This is a genomic window from Acinetobacter sp. YH12098 (genome assembly GCF_013419235.1).
Lineage (GTDB): Bacteria > Pseudomonadota > Gammaproteobacteria > Pseudomonadales > Moraxellaceae > Acinetobacter > Acinetobacter amyesii.
In genome coordinates, this window is record NZ_VPAO01000057.1 from 1 (window position 1) to 17354 (window position 17354).

The window sequence follows — 17354 nt, forward strand, 5'->3', positions numbered from 1 at the left end:
GAGGAATTGCCACAAGATACGATAAGCTAAAACGTAACTATCAAAGCGCTGTTGCTTTAGCTTGTATATTTATATGGTTGCCTCTTTAGCTCAATTTATCGGCTGTAAATGTCAACACACCCTAATCAAGTGGTTATATTTAGAAACAAGGAGTTTAACAATGATGATACAAGCTCTGAAAAAAATCTATGCACTGTTGTCACAACAGATGAATCCAAAGTTGCAAGGAATGCATCTTTCGATTCCAGAAGCCGAAGGTGATTACGCCCAAGGGACTTATTTTGAAAGTCTTGCGGCTCAACACCATCAAGACTTTCTCAGTCACCATACTATGGATTCAGCAGACCAATCCCCTACTGACTATCGCAATGCCATGTGGAATTTTTTAAGTGCCGCATTAAAAGGTCATAAAGATGCCCAATATCGCTTAGGTCTTGGTTATTTACGTGGAGAACTCGGCTTGGACCGTAATTATGAACTTGCAGAAATTTGGCTCAGTAAAGCTGCTGCACAAGGCCATGAACATGCAGACTACGTCTTACATCATGCCTATGAAGACATTGTTGTATAGTCATTGCTTCTCACGCAATAAAAAACCAGCCCGCAGGCTGGTTTTTTATTTTAAAACTGGAACTTAGTTACCAATTTTGCGGTATTTTTGACGCTTTGCAACAAGGTCATCACCATCACGTTTACGACGGTATTCTTCAAATTCATGGTAGTTACCCGTGAAGAATTCAGGGGTTTCACCTTCAAATGACAAGATGTGCGTTGCAATACGGTCGAGGAACCAACGGTCATGCGAGATCACCATGACAGTACCTGGGAATACCAGAATAGCATCTTCAAGCGCACGTAAAGTTTCAATATCCAAGTCGTTTGACGGTTCATCGAGTAAGATGACGTTTGCACCCATTTGCAGGATTTTCGCAAGTTGTAAACGGTTACGTTCACCACCTGACAATTGACCTACACGTTTTTGCTGATCTTGACCTTTGAAGTTAAAGCGACCGATATACGCACGAGATGCGATTTCGTATTCACCAATTTTCAAGATATCTAAACCGCCAGAAACTTCTTCCCAAACAGTTTTGTTGTCATCTAAGGTGTCACGAATCTGACCAACATAAGCCACTTTAACAGACTCACCCAGTGTAACTGTACCTGTATCTGGTTGTTGTTCGCCTGTCATCATACGGAATAGTGTGGTTTTACCCGCACCGTTTTCGCCCACGATACCTACAATTGCAGCAGGTGGTACAACGAACGATAAATCTTTATAAAGTGTACGGTCACCAAAGGATTTACTAATACCTTCAACTTCTACAACTTTATTACCTAGACGTGGACCAGGTGGAATATAGATTTCAGACGTTTCGTTACGCTGTTGGAATTCGCGTGAGTTAAGCTCTTCAAAACGCTCCATACGCGCTTTGTTTTTCTTTTGCTGACCTTTGGCATTTGAACGAACCCATTCAAGTTCTTTTTTCAATGCTTTAGCAAAAGATTCTTCTTGCTTCTGTTCTTGCTCTAAACGAGCATTTTTCTGCTCTAACCAAGAAGAATAGTTGCCTTGGTATGGAATACCCATGCCGCGGTCAAGCTCAAGAATCCACTCTGCCACGTTATCCAAGAAGTAACGGTCATGGGTAATCGCAACGATGGTGCCTGGGAAGTCTTTCAAGAAACGTTCTAACCAAGAGACTGATGAAGCATCCAAATGGTTCGTCGGTTCGTCTAGAAGCAGCATGTCTGGTTTAGACAATAACAAACGGCAAAGTGCAACACGACGGCGCTCACCACCAGACAACTTAGATACATCTGCATCCCAAGCTGGAAGGTTCAACGCAGCAGCAGCCTGATCCATTTGGTTGACAATGTTATGTGCATCCCATGAATGGATAACTGCTTCTAACTTCTCTTGTTCTTTTGCAAGTGCATCAAAGTCAGCATCTTCTGCTGCATATTCTGCAAATACTTCATCAAGACGCGCCAAAGCATCCAACGGTTCACGTAAACCGTCTTCAACGTTACCACGAACGTCTTTGCTTTCATCCAATGGCGGCTCTTGTTCAAGGTAACCAATTTTGATACCCGGTTGAGCACGTGCTTCACCTGAGAAATCTTTATCTACGCCCGCCATAATACGAAGCAAGGTAGATTTACCTGCACCGTTTAGACCAAGCACACCAATTTTTGCGCCTGGGAAAAATGATAAAGAGATGTCTTTCAGGATTTCGCGCTTAGGCGGAACCATCTTCGACACACGGTTCATCGTGTAAATATATTGGGCCACTTAGGACTCCTCAATAGTCAAAACATATACGGAACAACACAAAGTTGCCCCTGCTCAATTGAGCGAAAAAATAATCGGCTATTATACGCATAAAGTCGTGAAAAAATAAGGTTTCGCACACGCCTTCAATGCATTGTTACAAGTTTAATGGCGAACAAAATTTAAACATGCGTTTTTAAGCATGATTTCGCTCATCTTTAGCTGAAAATTTTTCAACAATATGAATAATTATGATATTAATTTTAGAAATAAAGCACTTTTATTCATATATAAAAATGATAGACTGTTTAAAAACTAGCTCACTTAGATGAAGTAATCATGACATATAAAGACGAAACTTTAGCAATTCACGCGGGGTATACACCGGAGCCAACCACCAAAGCGGTTGCGGTGCCAATTTATCAAACCACTTCATATTCCTTCGATAACACACAGCATGGTGCTGATTTATTTGACTTAAAAGTTCAGGGTAATATTTATACCCGCATCATGAATCCAACCACAGCGGTACTTGAACAGCGTGTTGCAGCACTCGAAGGCGGTATTGGCGCTTTGGCCTTAGCCTCTGGTATGGCGGCCATTACATATGCGATTCAAACTATTGCTGAAGCAGGCGACAATATCGCTTCAGTTTCGACCCTATATGGCGGCACATATAATCTGTTTGCCCACACCCTGCCGAAACAAGGCATTGAAGTTCGCTTCTTTGATTATCAAAACCCTGAAGCGCTGCGTAGCCTCATCGATGACAAAACCAAGTTGGTCTTTGTCGAATCTATTGGTAACCCATTGGGCAATATTATTGACCTCGAAGCAATTTCGAAAATTGCGCATGAATTTGGCATACCTGTAGTAGTAGACAATACCGTTGCTACTCCTGTCCTGCAAAAATCATTTGAATTTGGTGCCGACATTGTGGTGCATTCATTGACCAAATATATTGGCGGTCATGGTAATTCGATCGGCGGCATCATCGTCGATAGCGGCAAGTTTCCTTGGGGCAAATACCCTGAACGTTTTAAATCACTCAACACCCCTGATCCAAGCTACCACGGGGTGAATTATGTCGAAGCTTTAGGTGAGGCAGCCTACATTGCCCGTGCGCGTGTAGTACCACTGCGTAATACGGGCGCTGCGATCAGCCCGCACAATGTGTTTTTGATTTTACAAGGTTTGGAAACCTTAAGCCTGCGCATGGAACGCCATACTGAAAATGCGCAAAAAGTGGCTGAATATTTACAGGCGCATCCAAAAGTAAAATGGGTCAACTACGCTGGCCTAAAAGACCACCCGCAGCATGCTTTGGCGCAAAAATATGTCAAAGGCAAACCGTCTGCGATTCTTTCCTTTGGGGTGCAAGACGGCCTTGCAGGCGGCACGCGTTTCATTGATGCCTTGCAGCTGTTTACCCGCCTTGTGAATATTGGTGATGCCAAAAGTTTAGCCTGCCATCCCGCGACCACGACACATCGTCAGCTCAATGAAGATGAACTAAAAGCAGCAGGTGTCAGCATTGATATGGTTCGTTTATCGATTGGGATCGAGCATGCAGATGACTTGATTGCCGACTTAGAGCAAGCCTTAGCTGCTGTTTAAACCACAATTGCACAATCCACAGGCCTTATTTTTAAGGCCTGTTTTTATTTCCATTTCATTTAAATAACCTTCCCCACATAATCTGCCTTCCAATTTTGCGCATCTATGGCCCTGCTTCTATATTTATTTACAATTTTATTTATCTTGAAAATCGACTTTTTTACATTGCAACGATGTTGCTAAAAGCACTTCTCTTTCACATATTTATGTGTTAAAAATTGAGTAAATAGGGATTTTAATTTAGAGTAAAAACTCTAAATATTATTTTATTATCAATTACTTATCATATGGCTTTTTTTGAATAAAACGCTATCATACCGCTGACTTAAAACAGCCCTGCACATAGCGTTGTCGGGCCGATAAATGAATACAATAAAACTGATTTAACAGGGAACCTCATCGTGAATTCAAGACTTGAGAAACGTTTCGTTGACCGTGTCAACGGTAAGATCATTTTAATCACTGGTGCATCAAGTGGTATCGGTTTAACCACAGCGCATCGCCTTGCCAACGCAGGCGCACATGTTCTACTGGTTGCACGTACCAAAGAAACCCTCGATGCCGTAAAAGCTGAAATTGAAGCCACTGGCGGTAAAGCTGATGTTTTCCCATGTGACCTCAATGACATGGACTCCATTGATGCTGTGGCACAACAAATCCTCGCTTCCGTCGATCATATCGATATCTTAATTAATAACGCTGGCCGTTCTATTCGTCGTGCCGTACATGAATCTACCGACCGTTTCCATGATTTTGAACGTACTATGCAGTTGAACTATTTTGGCGCGGTACGTTTGGTGATGAATTTACTGCCGAAAATGATGATTCGCCGTGAAGGTCATATCATCAACATCAGTTCGATTGGTGTATTGGCCAATGCAACGCGCTTCTCTGCGTATGTTGCATCTAAAGCCGCATTAGATGCTTTCAGCCGTTGCCTAAGTGCTGAAGTTCACTCGCATAATATTGCCATCACGTCGGTCTACATGCCATTGGTGCGCACGCCAATGATCGCCCCAACCAAAATTTATAAATACGTACCAACGCTTTCTCCAGAACAAGCAACTGACCTGATTGCCTATGCCATCGTGAAACGTCCGAAGAAAGTGGCGACCAATTTGGGCCGTTTGGCTTCGATCACCTACTCCATTGCTCCTGACATTAATAACAAACTCATGTCGATTGGTTATAACCTATTCCCAAGCTCTTCAGCGTCTATTGGTAAGCAAGAAAAACTCAATTGGGTACAAAAAGCATATGCTCGCCTATTCCCTGGTGAACACTGGTAAGACCTGACTCACCCTTTAAAAAGCCCTTTTAAGGGCTTTTTTTATTGGGTTTTATGCGGCAACTTTGCTACATTGGGCTGAGATAAAATCAACTTTTATAACAATGAAAACTCAAAATATTGCCATCATCGGTGCAGGTACTGCAGGATTGGCTGCTGCAGCAATGCTTGCTAATCAAGGCCATCAAATCTGCTTATATGAAAATGTCTCACAACTTGAACCTGTGGGCGCAGGATTATTATTACAACCCGCCGGGCTGGCGGTTTTCGAACATTTAGGCATTTTGGAACATGCCTTAAGCCTAGGTGCTGTGGTAACCGGTCTTGAAGGTCAACTGGCTGGCGGCGACTTGCTGATAAACAGTCAATATCGACAAGCCGATGAACGTTCATATGGACTCGGCATTCACCGTGCCACACTCTGTCATGCCCTTGCATCCAAAGTCCGTGAATATCCTCAACACGTTGAGTGGTGCATGGCGCATGAGGTACATGAACTTCAAGAATCCAGTGACGGTATAAACGTGATTGGACAATCCGCAGATCAATCCTTTCAACGTCAGTTTGATCTCGTGCTGATCGCCAATGGCGCACGCAGCCATTTACGCCCTAAAGCATGGGAAAAGCTCAACCAAGCCTATCCTTGGGGCGCAAAGTGGATCATCGTGCCTGAATGCGAAGTGCTGAATCCACAGATCTTGCATCAGTTCTATGACCGCTCCAATATCATGATGGGTGTGATGCCTACGGGAGCAATTCCAACGCAGCCTGAACAGCGCCTTTCGAGCATTTTCTGGAGTCTACCTACAGCAGATTTAGAAGGATTCTTAAAAACCAAGAGCGCACAGCAGCAATGGCTGTTTGAAGTTTCGAAACGCTGGCCGAATGTTGCAGAATGGTTAGCGCATGTGATTCCACATCCAGATGATCCGCAGCAATGGCTGTCTGCCAACTATCGTGATGTGGTGCTGAGCAAACTCGGTGAAGGTCGTATCGGTATCTTAGGAGATGCGGCTCATGCCATGAGTCCACAACTTGGACAAGGTGCCAATATGGCGCTGCTCGATGCATGGGCCATCAGTCATGCCCTGCTCCAATATCAACAGGATTCCTCACTGCAAAACCTCTGGCAGGAGTATCATCAGCTACGGTTGTCCTCCGTGCGATTTTACCAATTTTTTAGTCGCTTGCTGACTCCTTTTTATCAATCACATCATCGCTGGACAGCACCGCTCCGTGATTTTTCATTTCGTGCTATGTATCAGCTGCCGTTTTTCCGCAAAGAAATGGCGATTACGATTTCCGGCTTAAAAACGGGTGCATTTGGGCAAATGAATTATGCTGACATTGCCCGAAAGCCTGCAGATGATTCTGCGGCTGAACTGCGCAATTTAAAATTTGATTAAGAATTAACTCCCCATCATTCTCTTGATGGCTTACACTATAGTGCTGCTCAAATGCTGCGGCATTTATTTTTTGATTTTTGAATTGGTGAAATCCTCATGAACAACCTGCAATGGCTCGATGAAGTAAAATTTAACGAACAAGGCTTAGTGCCTGCTATTGCACAGCATCATCAAAGCGGGCGCGTATTGATGGTGGCATGGATGAACCGTGAAGCGTTGGCGCAAACTGCAGAAAAAAATCAAGCGGTGTACTTTTCACGTTCACGCAATAAGCTATGGCATAAAGGTGAAGAATCTGGCCATTTCCAAACCGTACATGAAATCCGTTTGGACTGTGATGCTGACGTGATTGTGCTACAAATTGAACAGCATGGCGGCATTGCCTGCCATACCGGCCGTGAGTCATGCTTCTACCGCAAGCTTACTGCCAATGGCTGGGAAATTGTCGATGCGCAATTGAAAGATCCTGCTGCAATTTATGGTGTAAAATCAGCAAATCCGCATACCCTTGCGATGAATGCATCCAATGCGCAATCTGAGCAAGTCGAAGTACTCGACTACTTAGGTAAAATGATGGCTGAACGCAAACAAGCTGATCCTGAGTCCTCTTATGTGGCGAAGCTTTACCATAAAGGCCTCAACAAAATTTTAGAAAAAATCGGTGAAGAAAGCGTTGAAACCATCATTGCCGCTAAAGATTTTAAAATCGAAGCCAATGAAGACAACAAAAACGATTTGATTTACGAAGTGGCAGATCTTTGGTTCCATACCATTGTAATGCTAGGTTATTTCGATATTGATCCTCAATTGGTACTCAACGAACTCGCTCGTCGTCAAGGCCTTTCGGGTTTGGTTGAAAAAGCCAACCGTCAGCACTAAAAGTCTCAACCGTGCCAGATCTTAAAAAACCGACCGCGACCTATGAGCAGGCCACTGCCATAGATAACGCACGTCTTGGCAAATCATTTAAAGTGATTGCCTATGCTGGCACAGGTAAAACCACTACACTCCAAATGATCAGTGATGCCATGCCTCAGCGGCGTGGCATGTACTTGGCATTTAACAAAGCCATTGCCACCGAAGCACAGAATCGTTTTCATCAAAATGTCGACTGTCGAACCTTTCACTCATTGGCCTATCGTAGTGTTCCACGTGGAGTGACTGACAAACTGCGTCTACCACGTTTAAGTCCGAGTTTTATTGCCAAAGAATATCGACTAGAACCGATCACCCTACGCCGTATGATGGGCGGTCGTTATGAAAAATATGTACTCATGCCTTCGCGCTTGGCGAGTCTGGTAGCAAACGCTGTCAGTTATTTCTGTTCGACCAGTTCACAGTACCCTGCCCCACGACATCTACAAGCGCCGAGTTGGTTGCATCCTGACGATATCGAAAGCTTACAAAAGCATTTATATCCTGCGATTGAACGTCGTTGGTTAGAGTCGATTGATCCGAACCATGCAGCAGGGATTGGGCACGATATTTATTTAAAACTTTGGGCTTTGTCTGAACCAAATATTCCTGCGGATTATGTGCTGTTCGATGAAGCTCAAGATGCTGACCCACTAATGCTGGGGATTTTACTGAAACAGCGGAATACCCAAGTCATCTATGTTGGCGATGCGCATCAACAAATTTATGCATGGCGTGGCGCAGTCAATGCCATGCAGCAACTCCCATTACCTGAATCACGTTTAACCACGTCGTTCCGTTTTGGTGAAGAAATTGCCTTGAACGCCAATGCTCTGCTGGGCGCATTGAATGAAACCGTACCGTTATTGGGTAATCCACAACTCAACTCTAAAGTGGTTAATAAGCCTCATACCAAGATGCGGGATGCCATTTTATGTCGTACCAATGCACGCGCGATGGAACTGTTATTGGCGGGTTTGGTCAAAGGTGAAAAAGTTAGCCTGCAAGCAGATCATGCGCGACTCAATCGTTTTGTCGATGCTGCAGCCATGCTCAAACAAGGCAAACGCGTGGTCGATGTCCCAGAGCTTGCATGGTTTAACTCATGGCATGATGTACATGAATATTGTGAAACCAATGACGGCAGCGATATTAAACCGCTGGTGAAGTTGGTCGATGATCACGGCACTGACCCGCTGAAAAAGGCGCTGGCGAAAATCACCCCGATTGATCAAGCCGACTACATCATCTCGACAGCCCATAAAGCCAAAGGTTTAGAATGGGATCGGGTACATATAGAAGATGACTACCAATTTAAACTCAACGATAAAGATTATAAAATTAGTGACGAAGAGTTACGGTTACTTTACGTGGCTTGCACACGTGCTAAAGTAAGTTTAAATATCCATCATATTTATGACTTGATGCAGCATTTAAAGCGTCAAATGCCCAAATCTTTGGCACAGGCGGTCAGCTAGTATGATGACAAAGGTGAATAAACAATAAATCAGTAAAAGGTGCACCATGAAAATACAATCGATTCAACTCAAGCACACCCTTCATTTTACTGATATCACCCTCAATTTTAATTATCACGATCTACCGATTACCTTAATTTTGGGTGATCAAAGCTCCGGAAAAACCTCCCTACTGCGCTTTAGTTATCAGGCCCTCACTTGGTTTGCTGCACGCTATAAAGATTTGCGTACTGCAGGCGTGGTGATGCTCGATCAAGACATCATGTTAAATCGCTTACAGTCGAAACTTGATATTCAGGTCAGTTTTCCCGAAGACATTGGCGCATTTCAGCTCTCAAGTGATCAACAAGACCAAGACCCGCAATGTTGTTCATGGCAATTGTATAAAACTTTAAACAGTCAAGGTGTCGGCCTCAGTAAGGCCGAAACACAGCAATTAGAATCCATGGTTGCACTATATCAAAAAGCCCTCAAAGCTGATCCGTTACAAGGGTTGCCACTCATTGCCTATTACCCTGCTGAACGCTTCGTCAACGACGTAAATATTCTCAATAAAAACAATCCTGCTATTTTTCAGCCTTCACATGCCTATGAAATCTCGGCCATTCCCTTTACCACGTTTATTCGTTTTTTTGAGTGGTTTCGTGAAATATCCGACATCGAAAATGCACAAAGTGCCGAATTAATTCAAAATTTATTACATCCAAAAAACCCAACTGACGCATCCAACACATCTGACACGCCACTTTTTGGACAAAAACTGGCGCAAGCTCAGGCCGATCTACACGCGCCGTCACTCAGATCATTAAAACAAGCTTTAGAGACCGTGTTGCCCGATGTGACCAATATTTATCTGCAATATCACCCCAAATTACAGTTAATGGTCTGCTATCAAGGCAAAGACATGTTGTTTCAACAGTTGTCGAATAGTGTGCGCAACCTTGTGGCCTTAATTGGTGATATTGTGCGTCGCCTCTGTCTACTCAATCCTCATAGCTTATATCCGTGCCAAGAAGGTGACGGCATTTTATTGATCGACGCCATAGACCACCAACTCGATCAAAACATGACTCAAGTGATTTTGACCCGTTTAAATCAAGCGTTTCCACGACTCCAAATTATTGCCAGCGGAAACCGTCCTGAACTATTGGAACATGCTTCTCGTTTTCAGTGCTTACAACTACAGAATAAAAAGCTCAGTGAGATTCAGCCTGAAAAATTACAAGAAACCTATGATCAGATTTATCAGCAGTTGCAACTCGGATCAAAGCCATCGCTTCCAGCCAAAACTGAAGAGACTGAATTAAATGAGCCACTGAACAGCCCAGACACCATCCAGCACATGTTGCAATTAATCCAGACGCAACTGACCGAGCAACAGCAACACGAATTGGTTAGGGCTTTATCACAGCGGGGTGATCAGGACGTTACGATCCAACCGCTGAGTTAAAAATACCGAGGCTGATTGGCTGGGCGTAATCCATAGCCTCGATGTTTAAATATTCAGCAACAAGGCCGCGATAAATGTCGAGTCAGTTGCGTCAGGCGTATAATGTGTAAGTGGTTCATAAAAAAGATTGATGTTGTTTTACGCATGTAATATGATCGGTTTTATTTGCAATTTTCATAGTAACATCGGAAATTGCTATCGCTTCACGAGTTGCGCAACACAGCTTGTTTTTAATTTTTTTGACACACATGGCTTTCAAGATTGAATTTTTGGACTGCTCTTTGCTGTCCTGTAATCCTTGAAAGATGAAATACACCTAGGTTTCACCGCCTAATCATGACAATGGATACGAGTGTGCTACCGATTATTATATTGTTACCGTTAATACTAGGCACAACACTTGTCTCGTGGTTGAAGCAATTCTCTCGCGGGGTAACAGCTTTAGGGGCGATTGGCGTCAGCCTCAGCAGTTTAGTTTTATTATTGAGTCAGGCCCCAGATGTCTTTAATGGCAAAACCATCATTCAAACTTGGCCGTGGCTCACTCAAGTTGGCATTGATTTCAGTTTCCGTCTCGATGCACTGGGCTTGTTGTTTTCCCTGCTCATTACGGGGATCGGCACCTTAATTTATATCTATGCCTACTATTATTTAAGTCCAAAGAACTCGCTCAGTAAACTGTATGTTTTATTGATGCTGTTCATGGCTGCCATGCTCGGCATTTCATTGTCTAATAATTTAATTTTATTACTCATTTTCTGGGAACTCACCAGTATTTCATCCTTCCTGTTGGTCGGTTATTGGAGTAATTACGATGCTGCTCAGCGTGGCTCTCGAATGGCTTTAACCATTACAGGCATGGGTGGTCTATGTATGTTGGGTGGTTTTGTTCTGTTGGCGCAAATCACGGGCACCTATCAGATTGACCAAATCCTGACGATGAGTAGCCAAATTCAGCAGCATCCGCTTTTTGTGCCCACACTGCTATTAATTTTAATGGGGGCATTTACCAAAAGTGCGCAGTTCCCTTTCCATTTTTGGTTGCCAAATGCCATGGCAGCACCGACCCCCGTCTCGGCTTATCTTCACTCTGCCACGATGGTGAAAGCCGGAATTTTCCTGCTTGCGCGCTTATTGCCGATCTTTGCAGGCGCGGCGTTGTACCACAACTTGGTCACCTTTATTGGCTTATTTACCTTATGTATGGCGGCCTTCTTTGCCATTTTCAAAGAAGATTTAAAAGGGCTGTTAGCCTATTCCACCATCAGTCATTTAGGTCTGATTGTTTGCTTACTCGGGATCGGCTCTCCCCTCGCAGTTTCCGCTGCCATTTTCCATATCATTAACCATGCGACCTTCAAAGCAGCCTTGTTTATGATCGCAGGGATTATTGACCACGAATCAGGCACACGTGATTTACGAAAACTCTCTGGTTTATGGCAATTACTTCCGTTTACAGCAACGCTGACCATGATCACTGCGGCCTCTATGGCAGGCGTCCCATTAACCAATGGTTTCCTTTCTAAAGAGATGTTCTTTACTGAACTATTAGCCAACCTGACTGGGCCAGTGATGATCGTGTCAGCCATCATTGCCACCTTTGCCGGTATCTTTGCTGTCGCGTATTCGGTACGTTTGGTTCATGGGGTATTTTTTGATGGTCCATTAGGGAAAGAAGTTCCCAATAAAGAAGCGCATGAACCACCGTTTGGCATGCGTGCTCCTGCGACCTTACTGGCTGCTCTATGTATTTTAGTTGGACTCTTCCCTGCATTATTGGTTGAGCATATAGTCAACAGCACAGCACGTGCGAGTATTCAAAACCCTACGTTTGAAGGTACACATTTAGCGATTTGGCATGGCTTAAATGCCCCCCTTTTGATGAGCGTGATTGCACTCTTGGGTGGTTTAGTTTTCTATTTCGCATTAGCGAAGGGCGGCAAATTACGCCGGATCGACTTAGATCCACTTTTGGGTCGATTACAAGGTAAAGTGCTGTTCGACTTATTTTTAAAGCATCTATTACTCAGCTCAAGAAAGTTCCGTCGCTTTACTGAAAATGGCAAATTACAAAGCTATTTATTATGGATTTTGATCTTTAGTGTGGCCATCGTCATTGTTCCATTTTGGCTGCAAGGTATCGGCACAGGCAGCCGTGAACTGATACATGCACCAATCATCGCAATCGTTCTGTGGCTATTATTATTCTCTGCATGTTGGATGATGCTTTGGTTCCACCATGAACGGATTAAAGCCGTCCTCATCAGTGGTGCAGTCGGTCTGGTTGTGACTATGGTGTTTATCTGTTTCTCCGCTCCAGATTTGGCGCTCACGCAGATTACTGTTGACGTGGTGACCACCGTGCTCTTACTCATGAGCTTATCATTATTACCACAGCTCACACCTTATGAGTCGAGTGTGTCTCGTCGTTGGCGAGATGCAATAATTGCGATTATTGCAGGTTTAGGGATCGCATGGATTTCATGGCTGATCATGACCCGCGATCATAATTCCATCTCATGGTTCTTTATGCAGCAATCCATCCCACTTGGTGGTGGTACCAATGTGGTCAACGTGATCTTGGTCGACTTCCGTGGCTTCGATACCTTTGGTGAAATTACCGTACTGGGAATTGCCGCAATTGGTACGCTGTGCATGATGGATGGTATGCGTGCTCATGGTACCACCATTACGCAAGGTCTGACCTATCGTTTTAATCCGTCACCACTGATGTTCCGTATTACATCATCATGGATTTTGCCTTTAGCACTCGTCATCAGCTTATATATTTTCCTACGGGGTCATAATTTACCAGGCGGTGGCTTTATTGCAGGCTTAATTACCTCTTTAGCCTTAGTGATTCAATATATTGCGCTCGGCCAAGACCGTGCTGAACAACTGATTGGTGCAAAATCAGGTCGCTTATATGAAGTTTGGATTGGTATTGGTTTAACCATTGCGGGGCTGACAGGTATCGCGGCTTGGCTATGGGGCCGCCCATTCCTGACCAGTGCTCATATCTATGTATCGCCACCCATTTTAGGTGAAATGCACCTTGCCTCCGCTGCCCTCTTCGACACAGGTGTCTACATCACCGTTGTGGGCGCGACGATGTTAATGATTTCCGTCTTAGGCGACTCGCGTCACTCGAGTATGTCTGGTCCAGTTCCAAGAGGCGAATAAGATGATTAGTTTAGAATTTTTACTCGCTTCAGCCATTGGCTTACTGACTGCAACAGGGGTCTACCTGATTTTGCGGGCACGTACCTTTCCTGTCGTACTGGGTTTAGCCATGATTGGCTATGCCGTGAACTTATTTTTATTTGTCATGGGGCGTATTCATGTCAACGCACCTGCCGTGTTAACTGAAACCACCAAAGCGACCGATCCTTTACCACAAGCCTTGGTCCTGACCGCCATTGTGATTGGCTTTGCGACCACTGCCTTTATCGTACAATTGGCTCTGCGTAGCCGCTATGAAACTGGAACAGATCATGTGGACTCCAAAGAAGAAATACCGCAAATTGACCCGCGGGAGGATGAGCCATAATGCATGATTTCATCCAATTTTGGACTACGCATAGCCCGATTTTCAGTATTTTAATTCCTGCAATTACTGCATTTATTTTAGTCCTGTTGGGCAACCCCGGCTCTGGCTCGCTGGCACATGACTGGCGACAACCTTGGCGTCGTGGAATCAGCTATGTTTCTGGCATCCTTGGGCTGATCACATCTATCAATTATTTGATGATCGCCAGCTCTGGCCAAGTCTTGGTTTATAACCTGAGTGAATGGGCCGCACCGTTTGGTATTGTCTTAGTTCTAGATCGACTCTCAGCATTCATGTTGGTGCTGACTTATGGTCTTGCTGTGCCAGTGATGTGGTTTGCCAGCAAAGAATGGGATGAGCGTGGTCGTTATTTCCATGCCATGTGCCATTTCTTACTGATGGGTTTGTGTGGTGCGTTCCTGACAGGCGATTTATTTAACCTATTTGTGTTCTTTGAAATCCTGCTGATGGCATCGTATGTTTTGCTCTTACATGGTCAAGGCAAAGCACGTTTTCAGCTTGGTATTCATTACGTCACCATTAACCTATTTGCCTCTGCCCTCTTCCTGATTGGACTCGGGATGATTTACGGCAGTGTAGGTAGCTTAAATATGGCTGATGTTGCACGACTTATGCCTTTGCTTGAAGCGGATCAACATCGTATTGCTGTGGCTGGTGCATTGTTACTGTTCACTGTCTTTGGCATCAAAGCTGCAATGCTGCCTGTAGGGTTCTGGTTACCAAAGACCTATGCTGTGGCAACCACGCCTGTCGCAGCCTTATTCACTATAATGACCAAGGTCGGCATCTATGCCATTCTCCGTGTCAATGGTACTGTGTTTGACGATGGGATTAGCCGTGAAATCTTACAACAGTGGTTGTTACCGATTGGCTTAGTAACCTCGCTCTATGGTGCCTATAGTGCTATCGGAACGGATCGCTTACGTCGTTTTGTCGGTTTTATGATTTTGTCTTCTATCGGGACAATATTGGTTGCGATTTCACTCTTTAATACGGATGCATGGGCTGCGGGGCTTTATTACCTGATTCACAGTACCATCATTGGTGCAGCTTTTTATATTCTCTCGGGTTGGATTACCTCACAACGTGGCGAATTTAAAGATCATTTTAAAATTGCGCCCCATATGAAACAGCATAATACCGTTGCTGTCTGCTATTTCATCATTGCGTTGATGATGGCTGGTCTACCGCCCTTTAGCGGCTTTTTAGGTAAAGTATTTCTCTTACAAGCAACGGCCAATTCACCTTACCAAATTATGATTATTTTGATCGTATTGTTGGTGAGTTTACTCAGTATTATCGCATTCACTCGAGTTGGTTTTGTGCTTTTCTGGCGTTCATCTCGCCCAGAAGATGATATTGATACTGAAGAATATCAACGTTATCAGGCTTTGCCGAATAAGGCTCCGCTTCGTAATGACAAAACCATTTATCTGCTGTTAACAGCGCTTGTGGGATATATGGTTTTTGCTGCACCGATCTATGACTATACCTACAAAACTGCGCAGCAAATTCAAGACAATCCATTATATGAATCATTGCTGCTAAAAAAGGATGAAAAAGGTCAAATCATCAGTGTTCAACCTTATGATCCTGAAAATTTACCTGAAACTAAATATGGTGGTGAATCAGCCGATCCAAATGCACACCTCATTCCTGCATTGATTGCACCTGAAACTCTACATGGCGAGCATATTTCTGAGTATAAGCAACGCCAAATTCAGGGACAGCAACAAGAAGAAAAACTATCTGAAGAGACCCAACTAAAACCGATGGAGGCACCTTAACATGGCGAAAACATCTGTATTAAATCGCTGGTTTCCGCATCCATTGGTATCAGTCATGGTTGGTCTGAGCTGGGTGATGTTGGCGCACAGTCTAGATGCGGCCACACTCTGTATGGCCTTGGTTTTAGCCATTGTTATTCCGCGATTGGTTCGCCCTTTTATTGACCGAACGCCGAATATCAACTGGCTGGCGGCATGTAAATTATTCTTTGTGGTGCTGTGGGATATTATTGTCAGTAATATCCATGTTGCAAAATTAGTCCTTGGGCCAACACATAAACTTCATCCGAAATGGTTCCGTGTTCCTCTCGATACACAGCATGAGGAAGTCAATTCTTTACTTGCGATGATCATCACCACCACACCCGGTACGGTGTCTGCTGGAATTGACCAAGACCGTGGTGATATTTTGGTCCATGCGCTGAGCACGGATGACCCTGAAGCGGAAATTCAAACCATTAAAGAGCGCTATGAACGCCCTCTCATCCTCATTTTTGGCGCTGATACAGGAGAATCCGCATGACAATTTTACCGTATGCGCTTGGCATCTGTTTAGTTGCTGTGACGATCTCGATGTTACTGTGTCTCATTCGCTTGGTGATGGGACCCTCAATCGTAGACCGGCTACTTGCTTTAGATACCTTATTTTTAAATGCTACCTGTTTAATTGTCATTTTAGGTATTTATTGGGCAAGTACATCGATGTTTGAAGGGGCTTTATTGGTTGCCATGCTGGGGTTTGTGTCTACAGCCGCTTTAGCACGATATTTCACCACTGGCCACGTCATCGACTAGGAGTACATTAATATGCAATTAGTCATGGAAATTTTGGTCTCGATTTTTTTGGTTATTGGCGCTTTTTTCATGTTGGTCGGCGGTATTGGCATGGTTCGCCTACCCGACTTATTTATGCGTCTGCACGCACCGACCAAATCGAGCACCTTAGGCTTAGGAAGTTTTCTAATAGCTGCAATTATTTATGCGGCATTTCAAGGCCGTTTTGGTTTTGCAGAGATCTTGATCACGCTCTTTGCCTTTATTACAGCACCGGTTTCTGCAAACCTTATGGCGCAAGCGGCATTACATTTACGACTGCGCTCGATGAGTGGTGATGCACCAGAAGCGCTCAATCGCCCTCTTCCTTGGCAACGAACTCGGCGCCGTGCCTTTCACTCTAAAGTCCATTCAAAACCGGAAGATCTGGATTAATTCCAGATCCAGTTTTGTTTATGTCTTCGAGCTAAAAAATTCTTTGATTCGCATCCACATTTTTTCAAATACGCTACTTTGAGCCATATATTGCAAACGCTTTTGGTTATATGGCGTCGTTTTTAAACCATATTTTTCAGCTAAATCAATCAGCATATTTGTTTCATAACTACTTTGAAAATGATCAGACCATTTAGGCTGATATTGACTCATCTCAAGATTCGCCAATTCTTGACATCCTCCCCCCCTTAAAAGAGGGTGATTCCTACAGCTAGACGCTTATGCCCAAGCGCAAGAATGTTTAGAGCTGAGTTTATATCTCGATCATGAGCTGTACCACAGCTCATGCACTCCCATT

Annotated in this window: 16 protein-coding genes and 1 pseudogene; 14 read left to right on the forward strand and 3 right to left on the reverse strand. The window is 44.1% G+C overall.

Annotation, left to right across the window (positions count from 1 at the left end):
• A pseudogene (locus FTU38_RS15480) lies at positions 1–89 on the forward strand (IS5/IS1182 family transposase); the annotation flags it as partial.
• 71 nt (positions 90–160) lie between these two features.
• The gene (locus FTU38_RS15485; protein WP_180111767.1) at positions 161–571 is read left to right on the forward strand and encodes an SEL1-like repeat protein; all 411 of its coding nucleotides are present in this window, start codon (positions 161–163) and stop codon (positions 569–571) included.
• 63 nt (positions 572–634) lie between these two features.
• Here the strand turns inward: FTU38_RS15485 and ettA are convergent, their stop codons facing one another.
• Positions 635–2296, reverse strand: coding sequence for an energy-dependent translational throttle protein EttA (ettA, locus tag FTU38_RS15490; RefSeq protein ID WP_180055443.1), 1662 nt, complete (start codon positions 2294–2296; stop codon positions 635–637).
• A gap of 318 nt (positions 2297–2614) precedes the next feature.
• Between ettA and FTU38_RS15495 the strand changes: the two genes are divergently transcribed.
• The 12 genes from FTU38_RS15495 to FTU38_RS15550 all read left to right on the forward strand — a co-directional run bounded on the left by FTU38_RS15495 (position 2615) and on the right by FTU38_RS15550 (position 16996).
• Positions 2615–3892, forward strand: coding sequence for an O-acetylhomoserine aminocarboxypropyltransferase/cysteine synthase family protein (locus FTU38_RS15495; protein WP_180062802.1), 1278 nt, complete (start codon positions 2615–2617; stop codon positions 3890–3892).
• 401 nt (positions 3893–4293) lie between these two features.
• Complete coding sequence (locus FTU38_RS15500) at positions 4294–5181, forward strand: SDR family NAD(P)-dependent oxidoreductase (RefSeq protein ID WP_180062801.1); 888 nt, start codon at positions 4294–4296, stop codon at positions 5179–5181.
• A 103-nt stretch (positions 5182–5284) separates the two neighbouring features.
• Positions 5285–6586, forward strand: a complete 1302-nt coding sequence (locus tag FTU38_RS15505; protein WP_180111769.1) for an NAD(P)/FAD-dependent oxidoreductase — start codon at positions 5285–5287, stop codon at positions 6584–6586.
• Between the two features lie 96 nt (positions 6587–6682).
• Positions 6683–7465, forward strand: coding sequence for a bifunctional phosphoribosyl-AMP cyclohydrolase/phosphoribosyl-ATP diphosphatase HisIE (gene hisIE, locus FTU38_RS15510; RefSeq protein WP_180026546.1), 783 nt, complete (start codon positions 6683–6685; stop codon positions 7463–7465).
• Positions 7466–7476: 11 nt separating this feature from the next.
• On the forward strand, positions 7477–8979 hold the full coding sequence (locus FTU38_RS15515) for a UvrD-helicase domain-containing protein (protein ID WP_111884125.1): 1503 nt from the start codon (positions 7477–7479) through the stop codon (positions 8977–8979).
• 46 nt (positions 8980–9025) lie between these two features.
• Positions 9026–10429, forward strand: a complete 1404-nt coding sequence (locus FTU38_RS15520) for an AAA family ATPase (RefSeq protein ID WP_180111771.1) — start codon at positions 9026–9028, stop codon at positions 10427–10429.
• A gap of 342 nt (positions 10430–10771) precedes the next feature.
• Positions 10772–13612: a monovalent cation/H+ antiporter subunit A gene (locus FTU38_RS15525; protein ID WP_180055489.1), complete on the forward strand. Its 2841-nt coding sequence runs from the start codon at positions 10772–10774 to the stop codon at positions 13610–13612.
• 1 nt (position 13613) lies between these two features.
• On the forward strand, positions 13614–13979 hold the full coding sequence (locus FTU38_RS15530) for a Na+/H+ antiporter subunit C (protein ID WP_078189407.1): 366 nt from the start codon (positions 13614–13616) through the stop codon (positions 13977–13979).
• A complete protein-coding gene (locus FTU38_RS15535) occupies positions 13979–15787 on the forward strand; it encodes a monovalent cation/H+ antiporter subunit D (RefSeq protein ID WP_180111773.1) in 1809 nt (602 codons plus the stop codon). The genes FTU38_RS15530 and FTU38_RS15535 overlap by 1 nt, the downstream gene beginning before the upstream one ends.
• A gap of 1 nt (position 15788) precedes the next feature.
• Positions 15789–16310 carry a Na+/H+ antiporter subunit E gene (locus FTU38_RS15540; protein WP_168378198.1) on the forward strand — a complete coding sequence of 174 codons (522 nt, stop codon included), beginning with the start codon at positions 15789–15791 and terminating at the stop codon, positions 16308–16310.
• Positions 16307–16582 carry a monovalent cation/H+ antiporter subunit F gene (locus tag FTU38_RS15545; protein WP_078189410.1) on the forward strand — a complete coding sequence of 92 codons (276 nt, stop codon included), beginning with the start codon at positions 16307–16309 and terminating at the stop codon, positions 16580–16582. Before FTU38_RS15540 ends, FTU38_RS15545 begins: the two co-directional genes overlap by 4 nt.
• A gap of 12 nt (positions 16583–16594) precedes the next feature.
• Complete coding sequence (locus tag FTU38_RS15550; protein ID WP_168378199.1) at positions 16595–16996, forward strand: Na+/H+ antiporter subunit G; 402 nt, start codon at positions 16595–16597, stop codon at positions 16994–16996.
• 18 nt (positions 16997–17014) lie between these two features.
• Here FTU38_RS15550 and FTU38_RS15555 read toward each other — a convergent pair whose 3' ends face one another.
• A complete protein-coding gene (locus FTU38_RS15555) occupies positions 17015–17209 on the reverse strand; it encodes a hypothetical protein (RefSeq protein ID WP_180005485.1) in 195 nt (64 codons plus the stop codon).
• A 35-nt stretch (positions 17210–17244) separates the two neighbouring features.
• On the reverse strand, positions 17245–17354 hold a 110-nt coding region (locus FTU38_RS15560; protein WP_179994364.1), incomplete at its 5' end, for a zinc ribbon domain-containing protein.